Genomic DNA, 23752 nt, shown 5'->3' on the forward strand with positions numbered 1-23752 from the left:
TATAGCTTTTCCTTTGGATAAGCCTTCTTTACTTTTGGTCAAAAGCTACAATCCTGCATCCAGCTTCTTGCCTCTCGCTTCGCAATTGCGAGCCAATCTAACGCAGATTAACCTCAACCCCTTTGGGGCCTCGGTCGTTGGCACTTGCTCATAGAAATCATATCATTTTTTCTTGCAAGCATGAAAAATGCTTTGATTTCTGCGAGCCAATCTAACGCAGATTTAACCTCAACCCCTTTGGGGTTTCGGTCGTTGGCACTTGCTCATAGAAATCATATCATTTTTTCTTGCAAGCACGAAAAATGCTTTGATTTCTGCGAGCCAATCTGCTATTTCGAATATTATATCATAACTTAACTGTATTAAATATGTATTATTATGAAAAAAATTGTAGAATTTCTTACAAATTTATTAATATTTCTTTGTGTAAATCATCTCTAATTACATATGTATTAAATATCTAGTAAATCTTGAGCTAAATAGCTGTAAACTTACAACCTTCTCAAATCAATTCTCTAGAATATTTGAGTAACCTATTGCATAAATTGTATTAATGATATTTAAGGGGGTTTCTCAATGTGAAAGATTATATTGAAGAAAGAGTGCTAACAATAGCTAATTATATTATAGATACAGGCTACACCGTGAGACAAACAGCAAGAGCTTTTAAAGTTAGTAAAAGTACAGTACATAAGGATATTACTGAAAGACTTCCTGTTATTAATCCTAATTTGTACGAAAGAGCGAGAACTGTTCTCAACACTAATAAGGCAGAAAGGCATCTGAGAGGTGGTATGGCAACTCAAATCAAGTACAAAAAATTAGCTGAATAAAAAATCAACCTAAAAAAAACCTGCTATACTGCAGGTTTTTATGTTTACTTCAGGTACTCACTTGGATCTAAACACTTGCCATCTTTCCATATTTCGAAATGCAAGTGTGGATCTTCTTCTGATTCAAAAGTTGCTGTTTTACCAACTTTACCTATTACTTGACCTGCTTTTACTGACTCGTTTAATGTAACTGAAACTTTTTCTTCTAAGTTACTATATCTAGTTTCAACCTTATCGGTATGTTGTATAACTATTGTCTGTCCTAATTTATTATCATTGTATATTTTTATTACTTTACCATCTATGGCCGCTTTTACATCCTGGCCAATGTCGGCTTTTAGATCTACTCCTGAGTGATCTGATCTAAATTCGTTTAGTGTTACAGAATATACTGGTGCCCCTCCCATACTAAACGCCATTACTACTTCATCGGAGCTAACAGGGTTTACTATATCCTTTAATGGATCACTCGTCTGTGGTGTTGTAGTTTTTTGTTCCGTTTGTTCTGGTTCAGTTGGCTCTGTTTCATTAGTCGTCTCTTTTTCTTCAGTAGTTTCTTCTGGTTCTTTTGGTTCTTCCGGCTCTTCTTCAATAACTCTACTTACATCTTGAGTTTCTGGAGATTCTATAACAACATTTTCATCATCTCTTGCTAAATTGTTATTAAAATTGCTGTTTGTAAAGTATACTACCATTGTTGCAATTAGTGTAATACTTAAAAAAATGCCTACATAAAAACCTTCTTTATTTAACATTTTTAAAAAACGTTGTTTAAAACTACCAGATTCTTTAAATAATTTCTTTTTCATTACTACACCTCCTGACTTAATTGTTTCCAAAAGTATACTTTTATATACTAATAATTAAATCTTGACGACTATTTTTATGATATTATGAATATTATATTTATTAGTAGATATATGGAGGTATACCATGCGAAAATTCGGATTACTAATATTGATTTTTTTTGTTGTTATAATAATAATACCTTTTTTAATTGTAAATTCATGTAACATATTAAAAACCGAAACTCCTAAACCACATGTGATTGTAGAAGAAGAAATAATCTACGTAAATGTCTTAGATACAAAAAACGATAAAGCCATGAAACTTGAGTTAGATGAATATATCAAAGGAGTAGTTGCCGCTGAGATGCCTGTTCTTTTTCATTTAGAAGCGTTAAAAGCTCAATCTATAGCTGCACGTACTTACACTTTAAACCGCCTTGAAGAATTTGGGGGCAAGCCTGATGGCGTGCACCCTCAATATGAATTATGCACTGATCATCGACATTGTCAGGCTTGGATTAGCAAAGAAGATCGTTTAAGTGCCTGGGGAAAAAATGTAGAACTATCTTCCGTAAATAATATCGAACTTTGGAGCAAAATAGAAGAAGCTGTAGATTCTACTAAAGGATTAGCCTTAGCATATAATGATAAATTAATAGACCCTCTATACCACTCTACTAGTGGAGGTTCAACTGAGAATTCAGAAGATTATTTTACATCCAGCTTACCCTATTTACGAAGTGTTTCAAGCGAATACGAGAAAGAGTCGCCTTATATGAATACAAGCTTTGATATTAGTGTTTCTGAGTTTACAAGTACTATCAAAAAAAAATACCCTGATATAAAACTAGATAAATCAAAAATGATTGATAATATAGAAATCTTAAGTAATACTTCTGGAGGAAAAGTAGAAAAAGTTAGAGTAGGCAATAAAGTTCTTGCAGGCAGAGAAATGAGAGAATTATTAGGTCTTAGATCCTCAGAATTCACTATAAAACAGAGTGGTTCTACACTTGTCTTTACAGTAGTCGGATACGGTCATGGCGTAGGTTTAAGTCAATATGGTGCAGACGGAATGGCTAATGCAGGTTTTAAGTACAAGGATATTCTAACTCATTATTTCACTGGTACCGAGATAAAAAAAATGTACTGACGTAGGAGGGTTACGCGTTGGAGGTTGGGGATATCTTTGTTGTCTTAAGATTCTTCGTCGCTTCTCTCCTCTGAATGACAATTAAATGAATGCGGGCAATGATAGAACCGTAAAGCAAAAAAAGACCCACGCTACTACCAAAAGCCATCAGAGCAAAGATGCACGGTGCCCCGTTTATCGGCATGGTATCTAATACACTAACTCACGACCCCAGTCATCCCGAGCGAAGCGCGGGATCTTAGACCCTAGAGGTGTTCCTACAGCTATTAGTTATTTGTGTGTAGCAAAGCATTGTTGAGAATAAGTACCAAGACTTAAGATTCTTCGTCGCTTCTCTCCTCTGAATGACAATTAAATGAATGCGGGCAATGACAGAACCGTAAAGCAAAAAAAGACCCACGCTACTATCAAGACCATCAGATCGAAGCGTGGGACAGTTGAGTGACTCTCTTTTATCGAAATATAATCCTTACAAGATTTCTTTTTTAGTATTATGATTTTTATACTTTAACGATTTTGGATTCAATTCCTTCTCCAGTGCATGAATGTTATCGTTAAACTCTTCGCCATTTGAGTAAAAAGAATATTTTATCCAAAATCTACCTCGCAGTATGCTTCCATTGTTTATTCTTATATACATTCTAGTAGCAGCTAATTCTCTAATCTTTATGTTTTCTATGTCTTTCTTTTTAAATACATGTTTTCTTCCAAATGCATGAAATTGATATTCAGAGCCAGTATCAACTATTTTTGAAGGGTATGATAATGAAATCAATGTATTAAATAATGTGTAAATCGAAACAAATAGCAATAGAGTAAATATGTTTACGCCAATAAATTTGAAATTATTATATAGAGAGTATATAAATATTAATCCCATTACTATTATATTTGGTAAAATAATTGAAACTACATATCTTTTTTTATCGTATTCATAGACTTTCATTATCATCCATCCTCCTACCTATGCTTGACCGTATACATTTTGAAATATATAATTTGCATCTTCAACTTGCTTCTCTGTCAATAAAACTGGGTCTCCTACGCTTCTAGCTAGATAGTATACTTTGGCTGTATCTTCTAGCATTACTGCAGCTGTTAAAGCATGATTTACATTTTCTCCAAATACTAATACTCCATGATTTTGTAAAAGTATCGCCTTTTCGTTTCCTAAAATTTTGAGCACATTTTTCCCAAATTCATCTGAACCAACTGGAGCATACTGTGCAACTTTTACCGCTCCACCAACTTCATTAGCCATTGTAGTTTGGGCAATAGGTATTTCTTCATTAAGTATAGCAAAACAACTAGCATATGGCGAATGAGTATGTATAATACTGTTTATATCACTTCTGTTTTGATAAATCTGACAATGGGCTACTGTGTCTGATGAAGGCTTTCGCCTTCCTTCTACAATTTCTCCATCTAAATTGACTATAACAATATCATCTGGCTTTAAATCTTTGTACTCCATACCACTTGGAGTTATTGCTATTAAATTAGTTTCACTATCTCTAAAACTAACATTTCCACCAGTTAATGTTATCAATTTGTATTGTGCTAATTTTTTCCCGGCGTCTATAAGTTGATTTTTTATGTCTTCTGTTATCATAACTACTTGCCTCCTTATGTATTATTACCTTAAAATTATATGAGTAGTAATATAACTAAACTTATGCCTCTTTGGAAGCTTTTGTTGCTTTTAGTATTCTTGCTCTATTCCAAATGGCCATTGCTATTGCAATTACCCCAAATACTATGGCACTACCAACATTATTTAATAATTCAAATCCTTTTACAAATAGCCATGGTATTGGATTTGCACCATCACATATGCTTGATATGAGAGTAACACCTTCTGGCATGTCAAACGCCGCCTCTATTGCAGCTTGTGTATGTAATGGAGCCAAGCTTGTTGCAATCAATAAACCCATTGCCATAATAACTATCCCTACTATTAATGTCCTAAATGCATTACCCTTACATATGGGTACTACAAATACTAAGGCAAATGGTATTACTGCTAAATCTGCAAAAGGTATTACTTGATTTCCTGGAACGATTAATGCTAATAAAATCGTAATAGGCACTAATATTAGAGATACTGATAATGTAACTGGATGGCCTAATGCAACTGCTGAATCTAGACCTATGTATATTTTTTCTCTATTAGAAAATTTCTTTTGTATAAATTCTTGTGCTGCATCAGATACAGGCATTAATCCTTCCATTAGCATGGCTGCCATTTTAGGTATCAACACTAACGATGCTCCCATCGTAATAGCTACAGATAGATACTTATCATAAGCTCCGATACCATAGGCTAGTATTGCAATTATAAGACCAATGATTGTTCCAATTAATAGTGGTTCTCCAAATACTCCTAATTTATTCTCCATTTTTTTTGCATCAATATCTATCTTATTTAATCCAGGTATCATATCAATCAACTTATTTATAACCCAAGCTATCGGTGCAAATGCTGCGGAAAAACCATGTGGCAAAGATATTCCTGGTAGGTCGTTATATTTTTCAAATAAAGGAGCAGTTACATCTGCAATTACCATTATTATTACCATATTTATAACTGCTGCATATATACCCCAAGCAACACTGCCAGTAGCTATTGCCACTAATGATCCCGTGAAAGCAAAATGCCAATAATCCCAAATATCTACATCTATAGTTTCCGTTGTATTTGTTACGAGCATTACTATATTGACCAATAATCCAACAGGGATCATAAACGCTCCAACTTTTGTACCGAATGCAATTGCAGCTGCTGATGGCCACCCTACGTCTATTACGTTTAAGTTAAGCCCGATATTTTCTACCATTTGTTGAGCAGCCGGTCCTAAATTGGATCCTAATAATCCAATAACCATATTTAAACCTATAAATCCTACACCTACAGTTAAGCCTGCTCTAACGGCCTTACCAAAACTAGATCCTAATACAAGTGCAAAAATCGTAATTATAATTGGCATCATTACACTAGCTCCAAGATCACTAAGTATACTAAAAAAATCTACTATATAATTCATAGTTTACCTCCCTATTTTTTATTATAGTCCCAATACTTTAATCACTTCGTCTGTACACTTATCAATTCCTACACCAGATACATATGGCAATCCATGAATCATTGGCGTATCAAATTCGTGTTCAATTTTTGATGTTGAAATAATTAGATCATAATTCAAGGCCTTTGTTTTCACCTCCGATACTTTACATTGATCAATGCTAACATTGCTTAACTTACCTTTTTTTTCTAATGATGCTGTAAGCTTTTTGTTTGCCATTGTCGATGTACATATCCCTGTTCCACAACATATTAAGATTTTTTTCGTCATTATTTGTCACCCCCTTTAATTATTTATATAGCTGAAAATAAATTAATTATTTCAGTAGAATCTGTAGCCTTAACGATCTTACTTAATAACTCCTTATCTTCAAATATTGCCATTAACTTTTGTAATGTACTTAGATGACCATTTCCAGATGGCGCAATCATAAAGATTAGTTTTACATCGACATATGATTCATGATCTCCCATTACTCTAAAAGGTATTGGATCTTTTAATATAGCTAAAGCAAGTGCTTGATTTATTACATGCTCAGATTCTGTGTGAGGAATTGCTACACCAATAGTTTCTGTAGGCAATCCAGTTGCAAATTTATCTTCTCTTTCTCTTATCGCTTTTATATAGCTCTCCTTGACATATCCTTTTTTAAACAAAATTTCCGCTATTTGTTTTATTACAATATCATCGCTTTCAGCTTGAATATCAAATAATATTAAGTCTTTTTTTAGTATAAGGTCACTCATATATCTTCCTTCTTTCCAGCAAGTAGCTTATATATTTGATTTTTGTCAACTGCCTCTTTTAACTCTTTAGCTTTACTAGTTCCATCAAACAAATCGTAGAACTCTTCTATAGCACAGATACATTCATTATTTACTGTCATCATGCAAATTGTTTCTACATAGTTTTCATCCCACTCTATTGGTCTGCTTAACTTAGCAATGGCAATAATTGGTTTTATAACGTATATTGGGTCTCCGTGAGGAATAGATATTCCTTCCTTAAAATACGTATATGCCATTTCTTCTCTGCTGTATACCGAGTCTATATATTCTTCTTTTACATAACCTCCTCTCAATAGCCGCTTAGCTAAAAATGCTATACCCTCTTCCTTTGAACTTACATCTACATTGACGAATATGTACTCTTTATTTAATAAACTTTTAAACTCTATGTTTTTTGCATTTCCTAAATACGAATTATCAATAATGCTTTTAGATTCAACAATATTGTTAAAACGTGTTTTGCCCTTTTCACTAAGCATTTCATCAATAGTAATAAAAGGTATCTCATCTATTCTTGGATTTACTGTTCCAATTATTGCAATTACATTATAAGTTTGATTAATGTGCTTAATTGTTTCTTTTAACTCTTTATTTAAAACCCCTAGTGCTCTAATTTCTATATTTTCATTATCAATTTTTACTGTATTTTCAAGTATCTCTTTGATCATCATCGACGCACCATGTCCTGTAATACATAGGGTAATGATTATCTTTCGCTTTTCATTTGGCATTTTGTTGTTTTGATTCAAGATTGTAGAAATATACTTATTTTCTTTAAGTAATGTATTGGTTATGTGATCTAGATCTGCATCCGGAAGTATTGCCCTTCTGACAGCTTCGATTACCATCACAGTATCTGTTCTAGGTATTGTTCTAGTTTTAATCCCTGTCCTCTCAGTGATTAAATCTCCAAATGTAACTAGTGACCCCATATCTACTAATAACAATACTCCTTTTCCTAGATCAGTATCTTTAACAAGTTCTACCGTTCTATCTAGAGCGCTTTGAGGATTTTCATCTAGGGACATCTCTATATATTTTGCATGTTTTACACCTAATAATTGATTTGCAACTGATGCCATCCCACTTGCTACACTCCCGTGGGAAGCAACTACTACACCAACATTCCCTTTTTTATCATCACCATTGTTCCCATCAATTACTAATCGAAGGTAAAGAGCAATAAATCCAGCTTCATCTTCAGGAAGAGTAATATTGAAGTCATCTTCTATTACCTTAATCATTTCTAATGCAACTCTGAATTCTATTACGTATTCTCTTTTAATCTTTTGCAACTTGGGATTTTTAACTACCTTACCTTCATTAATTCTTTGAATTGTCGTGCTTAAATGTACTGCTAATATGTAATACAAACTGTCCAAATCAATTGATAATCTCCGATTAGCAATCTTAATTACTTTATCTGTTGTATTTAGAACATCAACACCTAATATATTGATTAGATCTTTCTTATTGATCGCTTTGTTATTGTCTTCGATACTTCTGAAAAAATATTTTAATTTCTTGTCTATCTCACTGCCAACAATATAGTTTATTACCTCTGGGTTAATCTGTTTTGCTTGTAATTCGTTATATCTTTTTTCTATAAATGTATAGATTTCTTCAGGTAATACATAAATATCTTCATCTCTCTCATAAAATTTATTATCTTGAGGATATATATTTAAATCTTTAGAACCTATTTGTTCATCTATTTCTCGTCGAAAATTTTTAAGATGCATTAAACCTGTTTCTACAGTAGATGACAACTCTTCTACTGTAATATAAAGAAACTCACTACCAAGTACTATGTGATTAAAAAAGCTCTTTGCACAAGATACCTGTAACTCACTCTTAAGTTGACCTAAATTGCCAGTACAATCGAATAAAAGCAATGCTTTTACCGCTTCATTATGTATAATAATTTTCTTTTGAACTCTAGAAGCTTCCTTTTGAGAAAAGTTTTTAATAACTTCTAGTCTCTCGGAGAGAGGTCTTGCTCTCAAATTTGGAATTTCTATAACCATTGGAATTCTTCTTCTAAATGTATTGAGTAAACTTAACTCCGGCTTTTCCGTAGTTGCCGCAATAATAGTTACATCTGCTTTTCTTTCTGCGTTTGTCTCTCCTAGCCTTCTAAATGCACTTTTATCTATAAGATAAAATAATTGTTCTTGTCCTTCTGGTGGTAATCTATGTATTTCATCCAAAAATAGTATGCTATTATTAGCTTTTTCGACTAGTCCTTCTTTGTCTTCAATTGCACCTGTAAATGAACCTTTTTTATATCCAAAGAGTTGTGACATCAGTAGTTCAGGGTTGTCAGCATAATCTGCACAATTAAATACAATAAAATTTGCTTCTTTATTAATCACCTGAGATTCTTTTGCAAAATCAAACATAGCATTTGCAAGATCACTTTTTCCTACTCCAGTTTCACCAAGAATTAAAGTGTGTAACCCTCTAGGCGGATATAACATTGCAGCTTTTGCTTGTTTTATACAAACCGATAAACTCCCATCAAAACCAACTAATCTTAAAAACACGTCTTTTTCTATCTGATGAGTATTTTTCTTTGTTACATTTTCTAATGGCTTTTTATCGATTTGATTAGTATAAACCTCTTTTTTTATCTCTCTTATCACATATCTTGAAACCTTAAACCCATGTTCATTTACTTTCTCTGTTAATTCTCTCTCTGATATTTTAGTTTCTACGTTGATTAATTTTTTAATATACAAAATAATATTGTTTCTCTTTCTCTCTCTAGAATCTGGTATACGCATAGCTTGCCTGGCAAGTGTTACCTTCTCTCGTCTTAACCCAACCATCTTAGAAATTTTTTCATCTGTATATGGGTTTTTCTCATCCTCAGAATCAATAATTTTTCTGATTTCATCCATTGTTTTGATCCCCCTAATAATATAATGTTTCTTACATTATATTATTTATAGATGACTTTAATCATAGCTTGTCGAAATTATTACATATAGAATTCATATTTTTAGTACTAATAACACTTTCACTATATTAATAGCAATTATAATGCCAACATTTGTGTATGTTTTGTACTCCTTGCAATTAATGCTTTCTATAAAAAAACATACACAAATCTATACAATTTTATTGTGGTATGTTTTGTATTGGTGTTTGTATAACGAAAAATACCAAAAACCTACCCTATTCTTCCAGAACGTAGAAGCGCAGTGCCCGTTCATCGGGGTGGGATCTTAGACCACAACTCTCTACCCAGTCATCCAGAGCGAAGCGTGGGATCTAGACCCTAGAGGTATTCCTACAGGTATTAGTTATTAGTGCCAACAAGAGCATTGCTGAGATGAGTACAAAGACTTAAGATCCTTCGTCACTTCGTTCCTCTGGATGACGATGAAAAGAGAAAACATCAAAATTAAAAAAAGACCTAGGCTACTACCCTAGTAGTCTCCATAGATCAATGGTGTGGCAAGGATTAATTTTGTTTTCTTTTCGTTATGATCGTATTTTAGGCATATATTGATATTTATTTTATTTCCTCCTGTTTTTATATGTGTAGGGATACTTGAAGTGTAACCACTCGTACTTAAAAAAGAATTTCTTACAAATCCCCCTTCTACAAAAGCTGCTCCTGTATCTTCATATATTGTCTTTGCTATTTTTATCATACGGGATTCACTTATTTCTTCATCAATTGTACCTGTGAGTTTGAGGAATGTTTGACTTTCTATTCTCGCATCTTTTAATTGATCCACAACTTCTTCATAATATGATAATCCATCAATTTTATTTATTTTTATATCTACAGATTCTATGTCATTTTTATTTATTTTATTTAGAGTAATAACTCTGTTTGTATCTTTTAAATTATTGTTTGTATCTTTTAAATTATTGTTATTATTTTTAAGTGCATAGTTTACTTTTTCTATGTCAATTTGAGATTCGAAATCTATATGTATGTCAATTTCTTCTATTGTTGCACCTGTGTTTTGAAAGGCATTTAATAAATCTACTTGTGTTTCTTTTGCGAATGATCGTAAAATTTGTTCTTTTGTAATTGCTATAAAGAGCAGTAAAGCTAGAACTATAAATATTTTTTTCACGGCGCCACTCCTTCATTTATTTACACTGTATATTTAGAAGAGGAGGTTTAAAGTGATATTGTAAAAGGGGGATAAAACAATAAGTCACTTATAAACCTCCTATACTCTTTTAAAGTATTGCCGCGTTATTATTTTATTATTCGTTGAAACCTAATTTTTTTATACTTTTTTACCCATTTTTATTATAAGATTCTTCGTCACTTCGCTCCTCTGAATGACAATAAAAAAAACTGTCAATGAAAAACATAAACTAAAAAGGCACCCAACAGAATCATGTTTTTATAAAAAAATCCCCTCATATAATTTATATTATATAAAGGGATTTTTGTTATTTGCCTAGATGTGTTTTTGATACTCCTATACGGACTATCGCTCTCCTTAGAGCTGCTTGTGCTCTTGCGCTGTCGGCATTTGAATCTTTTAGTCTTTTTTCAGCTCTTAGTTTCGCCGCTTGTGCTCTTTCTGGATCTATTTCGTCTGGCCATTCAGCACAGTCGGTTAATATAACTGTTTTGTCTGGTTCGATTTTTGCAAATCCATTGATAAGAGTAGCTTTTTTAGAGTTTTTGGGGCCAATATAAATAGTTAATTCACCAACTGATAATGTAGTGGTAAGAGGTGTATGGTTTTGTAATACTGCCATATCTCCTTCTTTACCTCGAAATACTGTTTTTTCTACATCTTCATCAAAGAATATTCTCTCAGCGGCAATAATTTGTAATCTATATGTTGCCATATCATCACCGCCTTATTTTTGAACTTTCATTGATTTTGCTTTTTCTATAGCATCATCTATTGTTCCAACTAATAAGAATGCAGATTCTGGTAAATCATCGTGCTTACCATCTAATATTTCATTAAATCCTCTTATAGTTTCTGCTATTGACACATAACTTCCTGGGATTCCTGTAAATTGCTCTGCAACGTGGAATGGTTGTGATAAGAATCTTTCTACTTTTCTAGCACGACTTACGATAACTTTATCTTCATCTGATAACTCATCCATACCAAGTATTGCAATTATATCTTGCAGTTCTTTATATCGTTGTAATATTTCCTGAACTTTCCTTGCTGTTCCGTAGTGCTCATCTCCAACTATCTTAGGATCAAGTACTCTCGAAGTTGAATCTAATGGATCTACTGCTGGGTAGATACCTTTTTCTGATATTGCACGGTTCAATACTGTTGTCGCATCTAGATGGGCAAATGTTGTTGCTGGTGCTGGATCTGTTAAATCATCTGCTGGTACGTATACTGCTTGTACTGAAGTGATTGATCCTTTGCTAGTTGATGTAATCCTCTCTTGAAGCGCACCCATTTCTGTAGCCAATGTAGGTTGGTAACCTGCTGCACTTGGCATTCTACCTAATAATGCAGATACTTCTGATCCTGCTTGTGTAAATCTAAATATATTATCGATAAAGAGTAATACGTCTTGCCCTTCTTCATCTCTAAAGTATTCTGCCATAGTCAGTCCAGTAAGACCAATTCTCATTCTTGCTCCAGGTGGTTCATTCATTTGTCCAAAACATAATGCTGTTTTGTTTATTACTCCTGATTCCATCATTTCGTAGTAAAGGTCATTTCCTTCTCTAGTTCGTTCTCCTACACCTGCGAATACTGATAATCCACCATGTTCTGTAGCTATATTACTAATCAATTCTTGAATTAATACAGTTTTTCCTACACCTGCACCACCAAACAATCCGATTTTACCACCTTTTGTATACGGTGCTATTAAATCTACAACTTTAATACCAGTCTCTAGTATTTCTGGTTGTGTTTGTTGTTCTTCAAAAGAAGGTGCTGATCTATGAATAGGGTATCTCAATGTACTTTGTATAGCTTCTTTACCATCTATTGGTTCGCCTAATACATTTACCATTCTCCCTAGAGTAGCTGTTCCTACTGGTACCATAATTGGTGAACCTGTATCTACTGCCTCTGTACCTCTTTTAAGTCCATCTGTTGAATCCATAGCAACACATCTTACTATGTCATCACCTAGATGTTGTGCAACTTCAACAACTAATTTTTTTCCTTCATTTTCTATAGTTATGGCGTTGTATAATTTCGGTAAACTTTGAGTGTCAAACTTTACGTCAATTACAGGTCCAATGATTTGTACTATATGTCCTATATTCTGAGCCATTCTTTTGCCTCCAATCTCATTTCGATTCATGCGCTAATTTTTATCGATTCATAGCTTTTATTTTGATGCATTTGCTCCTGCTACAATTTCTGCAATTTCTTGGGTTATCTGCTCTTGTCTTGCTCTATTATAACGCAATGTTAGAGAATCTATCATTTCATTAGCATTTTCTGTAGCAGATTCCATTGCAATTCTTCTAGCACCTTGTTCACTAGCAGAGCCTTCAATCATAGCTCCATATATGGTGTTTGATACGTATTTAGGAATTAAATAATTTAGCAAACTTTCAACACTAGGTTCGTATTGCATAATCAAAGGAATCTCTGAGGAATCTTCTGCTTCTTCTTCAACAAATTCATCTTTATCAAGAGGTAATAGTTTGATTAATTTTGCTTTGTGGGATATTGTAGATTCAAATTTAGTATAAGCTAAGTATACTTCATCTATCTGGCCATCTTTGTATAATGAAATGGCTTTTTTCCCAATTTCTTTTGCTTCGTTATAAGTAGGATTTTCAGATATACCAACATAGTCCGCTATAATATTGGCATCTCTATTTTTAAAATATTCTCTCCCCTTATTACCAACGATTATTAAACTCGACTCTTCTGACTCTTTATACTTTGATGCTGCAAGTTTTATAACATTACTATTATATCCCCCAGCTAAGCCTTTATCTGCAGTTACCAGAACAGTTAGAGTCTTTTTACCTTCTCGTTCTTGTAGATATATGTTTTTACTACTTCCGCTTTGGTGAGTAGCTAATTCTCGCATACTCTGTATCATTACTTCAAAGTATGCTCTCCTTGCTTCTGCTTTCTGCCTTGCTTTTCGAAGCTTGGAAGAAGCAACTAATTCCATTGCATGAGTAATCTGTTTTGTACTATTTACACTTTTTATTCTTCTTTTGATAACTCTCATATTTTCAGCCATGGGTATTCACCTCTCTCTCCATCTGGTGTTCCCTTTAAGACTCTATCTTAAAGCCTTCTTTAAATTTCGCAATCATAGCATCTAACTCAGCAGCTACTTCATCCGTAAGACCGCCACCATCTTTAATTGATTGAACTAGGTCTTTATAATTTGTTCGTGCATAGTCAATTAATTCTGTCTCGAACTGTTTAAACTGTTCTATAGGAATGTTTGCTGTATGATTTTTATTTACTGCATAGATAATTACTACTTGATCTTCTGCCTTCATTGGTGAATACTGATCTTGTTTTAGCATTTCTACTACACGTTGACCTTTATCAAGTTGAGCTTTTGTACCTTCATCTAAATCTGATCCAAACTGAGCAAAAGATGCTAACTCTTTGTATTGCGCATACTCGATTCTTAAAGGTCCTGCTACTTTTTTCATTGCTTTAATTTGTGCAGCACCACCTACACGAGAAACAGATATACCAGGATTTACTGCTGGTCTAATTCCAGCAAAGAATAATTCAGACTCTAAGAATATCTGACCATCTGTAATTGATATAACATTTGTAGGTATATATGCTGATATATCTCCTGCTTGGGTTTCGATTATTGGAAGTGCAGTAATTGATCCACCAGCTTTTAATTTTGCAGCACGTTCTAATAATCTAGAATGTAAGTAGAATACATCCCCAGGATATGCTTCTCTACCTGGTGGTCTTTTTAGTAGTAGTGACATTGCACGATAAGCTACTGCATGTTTTGATAAATCATCGTAGATAATAAGTACATCTTTTTTCTGAGCCATAAAATACTCTGCAATAGTTACTCCACTATATGGCGCTATATATTGTAATGGTGCTAATTCACTAGCTGTAGCTGCTACTACAATACTATAATCCATTGCTCCGTGTTCTTCTAGTTTTCCAACTATTTGCGCAATTGTAGAGGCTTTTTGGCCTATTGCTACATAGATACATATTACATCTTCTTCTTTTTGATTGATAATAGTATCAATTGCAAGTGCTGTTTTTCCTGTTTGTCTATCTCCAATGATAAGTTCTCTTTGGCCTCTACCAATTGGTATCATAGAGTCTATAGCTTTATAACCTGTTTGCATTGGCTGGTTTACTGATTCTCTTTCAATTACACCAGGTGCTTTTACTTCTATAGGTCTAGTTTTACCAGTTTGTATTGAGCCTTTGCCATCTATTGCTTGCCCTAATGAATTAACTACTCTACCAATAATTTCGTCACCTACTGGTACTTCAACTATTTTGCCAGTACACTTTACTTTATCGCCTTCAACAATTTGACTATCATCACCTAATAGTACACAACCTACATTGTCTTCTTCTAAATTAAGTACCATACCGAACACATCATTTGGAAACTCTAATAGCTCTCCAGCCATTGCGTTTTCTAAACCATGTATACGTGCGATTCCATCTCCTACTTGTATTACTGTACCAACATCATTAGTTTCTAATTTTTGTTCGTACTTTTGTATTTGCTCTTTAATGACCTTACTAATTTCCTCTGGCCTGAGATTCATCTAATTCACCCCTAACTCTTGTAGTCGTAACTCTTTTAACTCGTGTTTCATATTGTTTAACTGACTCTTAATACTTCCGTCTATAACTTGATCTCCAACATAAACGATTAATCCGCCTAAAATTGATTCATCTAGTTTATTAGTAATTAATATATTCTTTTTATATCTTTTTTCAAGTTTAACTTGGATCAATTTCATATGTTCTTCACTTAATTCGTTTACTGAAAGTATTGATGCTTCTAATGTGTTTTTTTCTGATAGATAATAATCTTTAAATGCTAGAAATATAAATTCCAGTTCATTAAATCTATTTTTATCAAATAATATCATTAGAAAATTGTATAAATACTGATTTATATCGTCACCAAATATTGTATTAATTAGCTTTTTTTGTTGACTAGTTTCAATACTAGGTATATTCATTAAGCTCCAAATATCTGCTTGTTGTGTAAGTTCAGTAACAATAATTTTAAACTCTTCGTATATTTCATCTAACATATTATTTTGTTTCGCAATTTCTATTAACGCAAAAGAATATTTCTTACTCGCTAAACTCATTTGACTTCTCCCACCTCTTCAATAAAGTCAAAAATAAGCTTCTCGTGTTTAGTCTTGTCGAGAGTTTCCTTAATAACTTTTTCGGTAGCAAATATAGTTAAGTCAACAATATTTGTCTTAACATCTTCTAGGGCTTTTTGTCTTTCACGTTCAATTTCTACTTTGTTTCTGTCTAGAACCTTATCTGCTTCTTCTTTAGCACTTTTAATAATATCACTCTTTTTATCTTCTGCTTTTAAAGTAGCATCTTTAATTATTTCTCTAGATTTATCTTCTATGGCACCTAGTTTTTCAATATATTCTGCTTTAAATCCTTCTGCTTGAGCTTTTAATGTCTCTGCCTCTGTTATCTCTGTTGCAATTTCGTCAGTCCTAGTTTGCATAAAATTATTAATTTTATCATAGAAAAAATGTTTTATTATTAAAACTAAGATGAGAAAGTTAACTATATTTGCACCTATTAATCGAAAATCAATATTTACCATGCTTTGAAATTCCATTGTTGTACCTCCTTCCTATAAAAGAGCTTAATTTATTAATTAGATAAATGGATTTGCAAATAAAAGAATCATTGCAACTATTAGTCCATATATACCTGTTGTCTCAGCTACTGCTGCTCCTAATAACATAGTTCTAGTAATATCGCCTTGAGCTTCTGGTTGTCTACCTACTGCTTCTGCACCTTTTCCTGCTGCATATCCCTGACCAATACCAGGTCCTATACCAGCTATCATCGCTAGACCTGCGCCTATTGCTGAACACGCTTTTATTAACTCTATACCAGTAATCATCTTTTTCCTCCTTGAATCATCATATTTTAATTAAATAAATGGATTTGCAAACAATAGAATCATCGCTACTATCAGTCCATATATACCAGTTGTTTCCGCTACTGCTGCTCCTAATAACATGGTTCTAGTAATATCGCCTTGAGCTTCTGGCTGTCTACCTACTGCCTCTGCACCTTTACCTGCTGCATATCCCTGACCAATACCAGGTCCTATACCAGCTATCATAGCTAAGCCTGCGCCTATTGCTGAACATGCTTTTATTAACTCTATACCTGTAATCATTTTGTACCCTCCCTCATATTTAATGGTATTTCCTTATAAGAATGGATTTGAATACATAAGTATCAGCGATACGATCAATGCATAAATCCCTGTTGTTTGTGCTACCGCTTGACCTAAAAACATGGTTCTAGTAATAGAACTTTGTACATCTGGTCTTATTCCAGTTGCTTCAACTGCTTTTCCAGCAGCATAACCTTGACCAACACCTGACCCTATACCTCCAACCATCGAGATACCTGCTGCTAATGCTGATGCTGCAAGAATGATAATAGAACCATCTACATCTGCTAATGGATTTCCGTACATCAATATTAAGGCTATTACTAATGCCAAAATACCTGTAGTCTGTGCTACTGCCTGACCAACTAACATTACTACTGTTATATTTTTTTTGTTTTTTGGATTAACTCCAACGGCAGCTGCCGCTTTGCCTGCAGCGTATCCTTGACCAATACCAGGTCCTATACCGCCTAACATAGCAATACCAGCTCCAAGTGCTGTTGCCATAAGAATTAAAAATTCACCTTTTACACTTACTAGTGGATTGGCATAAAGTAAAATTAGTGCAATTACTAAAGCTAGTATCCCTGTCGTTTGAGCTACTGCTTGACCCATCAACATTAACATAGTTACATGTGGTTTATTTTTAGGATTAGTCCCTACCGTTTCTGCTGCTTTACCTGCTGCATAACCTTGACCAATACTAGGTCCTAGTCCTGATAGCATGGAAATTCCAGCTGCAATAGCAGATCCTCCTATGATAAGTACTCCACCAGTAGCATTCATTAATGGATTAGCAAAAATTAATATCAGTGCAACTACTAAGGCTAAAATACCAGAAGTCTCTGCTACCGCAGCACCTAATAACATGGTCGATGTTATTCCTTTTCCTTGCTCTGGATTATCTCCTATTGCTTGTGCACCCTTACCTGCTGCAAATCCTTGGCCAATTCCGGGTCCGATACCAGCTATCATCGCTAATCCAGCTCCTAGAACTGATGCACATGCTATGATAACTTTTGTGTCGTAACTCATTATAAAATCTATTGATGCTTGAATAAAATCTGTTTCCAACCTTACAACCTCCTATCTGGAAAACTTTTCCGACTCTAACGGACACTACCACTCTTAAGTACTATTGAGACTAATAATAATTGGATATCCACTGTCCTCAAATGCCCGATTTGTGAAACCTACATACAGCAATTGGTTATTCTTACTATATGGTTTTTATACATTATTCCATTGCCATAGATATAAATACCATGGATAGCATTACAAATATAAAACTTTGTAATAGCCCTGCAAATAGGTCAAAGTATAAATGTGCTACGATTGGGATTGCAATTGCAAAATGCATTAAAGATGTTAATCCCCCATAGATTAATCCCATAATAATTAATCCACCTAACATATTTCCAAATAAACGGAAAGATAAAGAAATAGGATTTGCTAATTCTCCAATAATGTTAATTGGCAATAATAGTGGTATAGGCTCAAGATAACCTTTTAAATAACCACCAATACCCTTCGCTTTAAGTGCAAAGAATTGAGTCATAAAGAATGTTAATAGAGATAATGCAAATGTCATTGTTAAATCTGCTGTGGGAGGTCTCATGCCCACAAGTCCTACTAAGTTTGCAACACCTAAATACATGAATAATGTTAACATATAAGGTGCAAAACCCATGTTTTGTTTTCCCATTGTAGATTCTGTTAGATTATTAATACCAGTTACAATCATCTCCGCTATTACTTGTGGCTTTCCTGGAACCCTTTTCAAATTTCGTGTTAGAAACATACATAACAATGTTATTCCCGCCATTATTATCCACATGTTTACCATGGTAGCCGTTATTGGAATACCAAATACTTCTGCATAAATTCTTGGACCATTTATCAATTTTCCTCACCTCACTACTGGTTGATTTATATATCTCATTGCTCTTTGTAAAGAGCATTAGATACTGTAATAACGAGTTTTAAAATCATCAAACCTACTATGCTGCCTAATACATTTAATGACGTGTTACTTATTGAAACATATATAATTGCTCCTGTTAAAAGATACCGTAACATGTAACGTGAAGCTACATATCTTTCTGCTCTTTTTGGGGGCATATTCACAGATTTTTTTAATGTCAAATCAAGAAGTCTAAAACTCAATATGCTAAAAGTGACTCCAAAAAATACTCCTATTATAAACGGTATTGGATCTTTTGTAAACAATGCCAAAGCACATACAATACCTGCTACTACTATCGTTCTTATTATTAACACTTTATTTTCTAAATTTTTATTATTTATTTGTATCATCCCTTCGGTTTGTACCAGATTTCATTCCGATAACGAATAAATTTCTAAAAGCTGCCATTATACCTAAAATAGTAAATACAATTAAAAAAAGGTTTCCTGTATCAAACTTAACATCTAAAAATCTACCTAGCAGAAAACATCCCATAATTGGAACAATCATAGAAAAACCTAATTGACTAATTAAAACTAAATTTTGCAAGGGATTTTTTTTATTGTTAGTTTGCTTCATATAAAAATCTCCTGTATTCGTATTGTGTAATTTTATTATATTCTACAAGCCTGTAGGGTACTAAAATATGTAAAACATCTTGTATATACATGTTCTTTAATTTCATTCTACTATATGAGTGTTAATTATTCAACAATTATTTGTACTTATATTAATACATTATCTATTTTGTTAAAAGAATCAACTACAATACCTGCTTCCTGTAATAATTCTTGGGATAGTTCATCAGGATAATTTCCCGTGTATACAATCCTAGATATTCCTGCATTGATTATCATCTTAGCACATAGGACGCATGGGCTATGGGTAATATAAATTGTCGAATTTTTAACACTAACACCATGCATTGCTGACTGTATTATAGCATTTTGTTCTGCATGAATTCCTCTACATAACTCGTGTTTTTCGCCAGATGGTATCCCTTGTTGTTCTCTAATGCACCCAACTTGTCCACAGTGAAATAAACCTGTAGGTGCTCCATTATATCCTGATGCAATCATTCTTTTGTCTTTTACTATTATAGCTGCCACTTGTCTACGCAGACATGTAGACCTTTTTTTCACTACGTAAAGCATTTCAACAAAATATTCATCCCAGCTTGGTCTTTTCATAGTAACCTCCATATGAAATAATTTCTTTTATTTATTATATATTTATGTTGTGTATAAATCAAACTAACATTGTCCTAGGTGTAGGTTCATGGTTATTAGTCTTTGTGTGTTGTAAGATCCTTCGTCGCTTAGCTTCTCTGGATGACTTGGGGCGGCAACTTAGGTCTACGATCCTTCGTCACTTCGTTGCTGTGGATGACTGATGGGAGATAAAATCTTTACCTTTCACTATATAATATTCGGCGAATTGTATGATTGTTTTAACCATATACTTTTGTTTTATACATTATATTTTTAACTATAAATATAAAAAAACTATATGCACTGTTGAATTTCAACATATCATATAGTTTTTTTGGTGTTCAAACCTATTTTGTGCCAAACAATCTATCTCCAGCGTCACCTAGTCCTGGAAGGATATATGCATGATCATTAAGTACTTCATCTACAACTCCTGCATATATGTCTACATCAGGACATGCTGCAGAAAGAGTTTCTACTCCTTTTTTTGATGCTATAAGACATAAAAAACGAATTTTTTTCGCTCCCTTTTCTTTTAAGAAGTTAATTGCAGCTACAGCACTTCCACCTGTTGCTAACATTGGATCTACTAGTAGTATCTCTCTCTCACTTATATCATTTGGTAATTTACAGTAGTATTCAACTGGTAGTAGAGTCTCTGGGTCTCTGTATAGTCCTATGTGACCTACTTTTGCTACGGGTATTAATTCTAATATGCCGTCTACCATCCCGAGGCCAGCTCGTAGTATTGGGACAATCCCTAATTTTTTTCCTGTTAAAATCATGGCTTTAGTTTTAGCAACAGGGGTTTCTATCTCTATTTCTTCTAATTGCAAATCTCTAGTAGCTTCATAAGTCATTAACATTGCAATTTCATTTACCAATTCTCTAAATTCTTTTGCTCCTGTTCTTTTATCTCTTATCTTAGTTATTTTATGTTGTATTAAGGGATGGTCCATTACAACGACTTTACTCATTCTATTACCTCCGTATTTTAATTCAAATAGATGCTTTAGCTTTATCCTGCATTAACAGGCACTAGACTCCGCCGTAGGTTGCGGGCTTCTAGCTCCTTTGAGTCCCTACAAACCTCGCCAACCCGTTCAAGATGAAAAAAACCTACTTAACAAAGTTTTGCTTTATTTACGACTTAAAGTATTATATATAAGTTTCCATAGTAAATCTAGACTTTATTAAGATATTCTATATTTTATTTACTATATTTATTTTCAATATCGATAATTTTATTTACTCTTCTTTCATGTCTGTCACCTAAAAACCTTGCTTCTGTCCAAACATCTACAATCTCAAGGGCTAAATCTGGTCCTGTTACTCTAGCTCCCAAGGCAAGAATATTAGCATTATTATGTTCTATTGACATTCTAGCTGAGAAGGTCTCACTTACAAGTGCAGCTCTAATTCCTGGAACTTTATTTGCTGATATTGAAATTCCAAGACCTGTACCACAGATTACTATCCCTCTATCTACTTCTTTATTTTTAACTGCCATAGCTACCTTTTCACCAAATTCAGGATAATCTACAGAATCAGTATTATAACTACCTAAGTCAATTACTTCATGACCTTTTTCTTCTAGATGTGTTATTATAGTCCCTTTTAAACCAAAACCACCGTGATCAGCACCAATCGCTATTTTCATTATTGTTACCTCCTGTTTTTTTATTAGCTTTTCAACTTATAATTTGTTGAAAATTTTCTCAAGAACATTTTTGATTTCTATTGCTGTTTCTCTGTATTTTTCTATATCTTGACCATATGGGTCTGTTATGTCTAAATCTATTATTTCTTTTTGATCTCCATATAACTTTAAATCTTGTAGTTTTAGCATATATTCTTTTAGTGTATAAGTTTTTTCGTCAGCATTAGCAAATGATTGTCTTACATTTTCTTTATGGGTTCTAGTCATTGTAAGAATCAAATCGGCTTCCTGTACTAGAATTTGATCTAGTGGTTGTGATATATGACTTTTGATATCTATGCCCATTTCTTTCATTACTGTCACAGCATTTGCATTTGCTGGTTCAGTATAGAAAACACCTGTTCCAGCAGACTTAACTTGTAGCTGTCTATCTTCAACCATATATTTTAATAATCCCTCTGCCATGCTACTTCTACAAGTATTACCTGTACACACTAATAAAATTTTCTTCATAAAAACCTCCTGAAGTTTTATATCATTTTACTAAGAGTATATATTTTTTATTCAATCTCCGTAATATCGAATCCTGCTGCTTTATTTAGTCTATTAGATATTGTTAATTCTAAGCCTTTTTCTGAGAAACCTTCTGCTAATATAATATCTACATTGTATTTATCAAATTCTCTTAGACAATCAAATAATCTTAACATAACAGTTTCTGGCCTTGAACGTTCACCCATACTAATAACTATATTGTCTTTATAATAACTTTGTTTAGTATCTTCAGTAGCTAGTACTCCTACTTTTTTGCCTTGACTTTGATACTCTTTACTAATTTCATTAATTTTTTTTATTACTAGTGGTGTATCTCCTTTAATTATTTTAAGTGGCGCCTTTGGTGCATAGTGTTTATACTTCATACCTGGAGATTTAGCTTGTACGATCTCTGTCTCATGCATTATTCCTTTATCTACAAGTACTTGTCCAATTACACTTTCTAGTTGTTCTATTGTTATTCCTCCTGGTCTTAATAGAATAGGTATGCTTTCTGATACATCTAAGACTGTAGATTCTACGCCTATAGTACTATCGTCTGATACTATTATACCATCTACCTTACCATTTAAATCATCAATGACATGTTGTGCTTTTGTAGTACTAGGCCTACCGGAGATATTGGCACTTGGAGCCGCTATTGGTACTTTAGACTCTTGAATTAGCCTTAGTGCTACATTATTCGAAGGCATTCTAATAGCTACAGTATCTAGACCTGCAGTAATTATGTCTGGTATTAGTTTTGATTTCTTAAAAACTAGTGTTAATGGACCAGGCCAATATTTATCTATAAGCAAAATTGCATTTACAGGTATTTCTTTTACTAAATCATTTAACATTTGTCTATCAGCTATATGTAGAATTAGTGGATTGTCTGAAGGACGTCCTTTTGCCGTAAAAACTTTTTTAACTGCTTCTTCATTCAATCCATTAGCCCCTAAACCATATACTGTTTCAGTAGGAAATGCTACTGTACCATTTTTTAAAATGATACCTGCCGCTTCTTTAATTTTATCTGTTTCTGTAGCGTCGCTACTTATGTTAAATATTTTAGTCATATGATTCTTCCTTTACTTTTACTATAGAAATTATAACAATAATTATTAAAAATTCATAGTAGCAAAATAATTTAATATTAGATCCCGGGCTATCGCTCTGGATGACTTGGGTATGTGTCTTGGGGCGAAGATCCTTCCCCGATAAACGGGGCACCGCGCTTCTTCGCTCTGGATGACTTGGGTATGTGTCTTGGGGCGAAGATCCTTCGCTTCGCTCTGGATGACTCAGATATGTGTCTTGGGGCGAAGATCCTTCGCTTCGCTCTGGATGACTCAGATATGTGTCTTGGGGCGAAGATCCTTC

27 protein-coding genes are annotated in these 23752 nt (G+C 33.5%); 2 read left to right on the forward strand and 25 right to left on the reverse strand.

What is annotated here, in order from left to right:
- Positions 1–578: 578 nt before the first annotated feature.
- The gene (spoIIID, locus tag GC105_RS14480) at positions 579–833 is read left to right on the forward strand and encodes a sporulation transcriptional regulator SpoIIID (protein ID WP_343030052.1); all 255 of its coding nucleotides are present in this window, start codon (positions 579–581) and stop codon (positions 831–833) included.
- Between the two features lie 44 nt (positions 834–877).
- Here the strand turns inward: spoIIID and GC105_RS14485 are convergent, their stop codons facing one another.
- Positions 878–1642 carry a M23 family metallopeptidase gene (locus GC105_RS14485; RefSeq protein WP_152806285.1) on the reverse strand — a complete coding sequence of 255 codons (765 nt, stop codon included), beginning with the start codon at positions 1640–1642 and terminating at the stop codon, positions 878–880.
- Positions 1643–1766: 124 nt separating this feature from the next.
- Between GC105_RS14485 and spoIID the strand changes: the two genes are divergently transcribed.
- Positions 1767–2774 (forward strand): stage II sporulation protein D, encoded by a 1008-nt coding sequence (gene spoIID, locus GC105_RS14490; protein WP_152806287.1) that lies wholly within the window; start codon positions 1767–1769, stop codon positions 2772–2774.
- Positions 2775–3243: 469 nt separating this feature from the next.
- Here spoIID and GC105_RS14495 read toward each other — a convergent pair whose 3' ends face one another.
- From GC105_RS14495 to GC105_RS14610, 24 genes are all read right to left on the reverse strand, one after another.
- A complete protein-coding gene (locus tag GC105_RS14495) occupies positions 3244–3726 on the reverse strand; it encodes a hypothetical protein (protein WP_152806289.1) in 483 nt (160 codons plus the stop codon).
- A gap of 12 nt (positions 3727–3738) precedes the next feature.
- Positions 3739–4386, reverse strand: a complete 648-nt coding sequence (locus tag GC105_RS14500; protein ID WP_152806291.1) for a class II aldolase/adducin family protein — start codon at positions 4384–4386, stop codon at positions 3739–3741.
- A 61-nt stretch (positions 4387–4447) separates the two neighbouring features.
- A complete protein-coding gene (locus GC105_RS14505) occupies positions 4448–5818 on the reverse strand; it encodes a PTS galactitol transporter subunit IIC (protein WP_152806293.1) in 1371 nt (456 codons plus the stop codon).
- 21 nt (positions 5819–5839) lie between these two features.
- A complete protein-coding gene (locus GC105_RS14510; protein ID WP_152806295.1) occupies positions 5840–6127 on the reverse strand; it encodes a PTS sugar transporter subunit IIB in 288 nt (95 codons plus the stop codon).
- Between the two features lie 23 nt (positions 6128–6150).
- On the reverse strand, positions 6151–6603 hold the full coding sequence (locus GC105_RS14515) for a PTS sugar transporter subunit IIA (protein WP_152806297.1): 453 nt from the start codon (positions 6601–6603) through the stop codon (positions 6151–6153).
- Positions 6600–9548: a sigma 54-interacting transcriptional regulator gene (locus GC105_RS14520; protein ID WP_152806299.1), complete on the reverse strand. Its 2949-nt coding sequence runs from the start codon at positions 9546–9548 to the stop codon at positions 6600–6602. The genes GC105_RS14515 and GC105_RS14520 overlap by 4 nt, the downstream gene beginning before the upstream one ends.
- Positions 9549–10079: 531 nt before the next feature.
- On the reverse strand, positions 10080–10742 hold the full coding sequence (locus GC105_RS14525; RefSeq protein ID WP_152806301.1) for a YwmB family TATA-box binding protein: 663 nt from the start codon (positions 10740–10742) through the stop codon (positions 10080–10082).
- A 328-nt stretch (positions 10743–11070) separates the two neighbouring features.
- Positions 11071–11478: an ATP synthase F1 subunit epsilon gene (gene atpC, locus GC105_RS14530; protein WP_152806303.1), complete on the reverse strand. Its 408-nt coding sequence runs from the start codon at positions 11476–11478 to the stop codon at positions 11071–11073.
- Positions 11479–11490: 12 nt separating this feature from the next.
- Positions 11491–12894 carry a F0F1 ATP synthase subunit beta gene (atpD, locus tag GC105_RS14535; RefSeq protein ID WP_152806305.1) on the reverse strand — a complete coding sequence of 468 codons (1404 nt, stop codon included), beginning with the start codon at positions 12892–12894 and terminating at the stop codon, positions 11491–11493.
- A gap of 57 nt (positions 12895–12951) precedes the next feature.
- The gene (gene atpG, locus GC105_RS14540) at positions 12952–13827 is read right to left on the reverse strand and encodes an ATP synthase F1 subunit gamma (protein WP_152806307.1); all 876 of its coding nucleotides are present in this window, start codon (positions 13825–13827) and stop codon (positions 12952–12954) included.
- A gap of 34 nt (positions 13828–13861) precedes the next feature.
- Positions 13862–15367, reverse strand: a complete 1506-nt coding sequence (atpA, locus tag GC105_RS14545; RefSeq protein ID WP_152806309.1) for a F0F1 ATP synthase subunit alpha — start codon at positions 15365–15367, stop codon at positions 13862–13864.
- Positions 15368–15925: a F0F1 ATP synthase subunit delta gene (locus GC105_RS14550; RefSeq protein ID WP_152806311.1), complete on the reverse strand. Its 558-nt coding sequence runs from the start codon at positions 15923–15925 to the stop codon at positions 15368–15370. It lies immediately after the preceding gene.
- Complete coding sequence (locus GC105_RS14555; protein ID WP_152806313.1) at positions 15922–16425, reverse strand: F0F1 ATP synthase subunit B; 504 nt, start codon at positions 16423–16425, stop codon at positions 15922–15924. Before GC105_RS14555 ends, GC105_RS14550 begins: the two co-directional genes overlap by 4 nt.
- 39 nt (positions 16426–16464) lie before the next feature.
- Positions 16465–16716 carry an ATP synthase F0 subunit C gene (gene atpE / locus GC105_RS14560; protein WP_152806315.1) on the reverse strand — a complete coding sequence of 84 codons (252 nt, stop codon included), beginning with the start codon at positions 16714–16716 and terminating at the stop codon, positions 16465–16467.
- A 30-nt stretch (positions 16717–16746) separates the two neighbouring features.
- Positions 16747–16998, reverse strand: a complete 252-nt coding sequence (gene atpE, locus GC105_RS14565) for an ATP synthase F0 subunit C (RefSeq protein ID WP_152806315.1) — start codon at positions 16996–16998, stop codon at positions 16747–16749.
- A gap of 33 nt (positions 16999–17031) precedes the next feature.
- Entirely contained in the window at positions 17032–18072 is a 1041-nt protein-coding gene (gene atpE / locus GC105_RS17740; RefSeq protein ID WP_425481537.1) for an ATP synthase F0 subunit C, read from the reverse strand.
- Positions 18073–18235: 163 nt separating this feature from the next.
- Entirely contained in the window at positions 18236–18901 is a 666-nt protein-coding gene (atpB, locus tag GC105_RS14575) for a F0F1 ATP synthase subunit A (protein ID WP_246169857.1), read from the reverse strand.
- A 35-nt stretch (positions 18902–18936) separates the two neighbouring features.
- Positions 18937–19314: an ATP synthase subunit I gene (locus tag GC105_RS14580; RefSeq protein ID WP_152806317.1), complete on the reverse strand. Its 378-nt coding sequence runs from the start codon at positions 19312–19314 to the stop codon at positions 18937–18939.
- Complete coding sequence (locus GC105_RS14585) at positions 19298–19543, reverse strand: AtpZ/AtpI family protein (protein ID WP_152806319.1); 246 nt, start codon at positions 19541–19543, stop codon at positions 19298–19300. Before GC105_RS14585 ends, GC105_RS14580 begins: the two co-directional genes overlap by 17 nt.
- Before the next feature lie 146 nt (positions 19544–19689).
- Entirely contained in the window at positions 19690–20154 is a 465-nt protein-coding gene (locus tag GC105_RS14590; protein ID WP_152806321.1) for a deoxycytidylate deaminase, read from the reverse strand.
- 368 nt (positions 20155–20522) lie between these two features.
- Positions 20523–21152 (reverse strand): uracil phosphoribosyltransferase, encoded by a 630-nt coding sequence (gene upp, locus GC105_RS14595; protein WP_152806323.1) that lies wholly within the window; start codon positions 21150–21152, stop codon positions 20523–20525.
- 233 nt (positions 21153–21385) lie between these two features.
- Positions 21386–21835 carry a ribose 5-phosphate isomerase B gene (gene rpiB, locus GC105_RS14600; RefSeq protein WP_152806325.1) on the reverse strand — a complete coding sequence of 150 codons (450 nt, stop codon included), beginning with the start codon at positions 21833–21835 and terminating at the stop codon, positions 21386–21388.
- A gap of 36 nt (positions 21836–21871) precedes the next feature.
- Positions 21872–22348, reverse strand: a complete 477-nt coding sequence (locus tag GC105_RS14605; RefSeq protein WP_152806327.1) for a low molecular weight protein arginine phosphatase — start codon at positions 22346–22348, stop codon at positions 21872–21874.
- A gap of 47 nt (positions 22349–22395) precedes the next feature.
- Positions 22396–23448: an L-threonylcarbamoyladenylate synthase gene (locus GC105_RS14610; RefSeq protein WP_152806329.1), complete on the reverse strand. Its 1053-nt coding sequence runs from the start codon at positions 23446–23448 to the stop codon at positions 22396–22398.
- Positions 23449–23752 lie beyond the last annotated feature (304 nt).

This window comes from Alkalibaculum sporogenes (assembly GCF_009362815.1).
Taxonomy (GTDB): Bacteria; Bacillota; Clostridia; order Eubacteriales; family Alkalibacteraceae; genus Alkalibaculum_A; species Alkalibaculum_A sporogenes.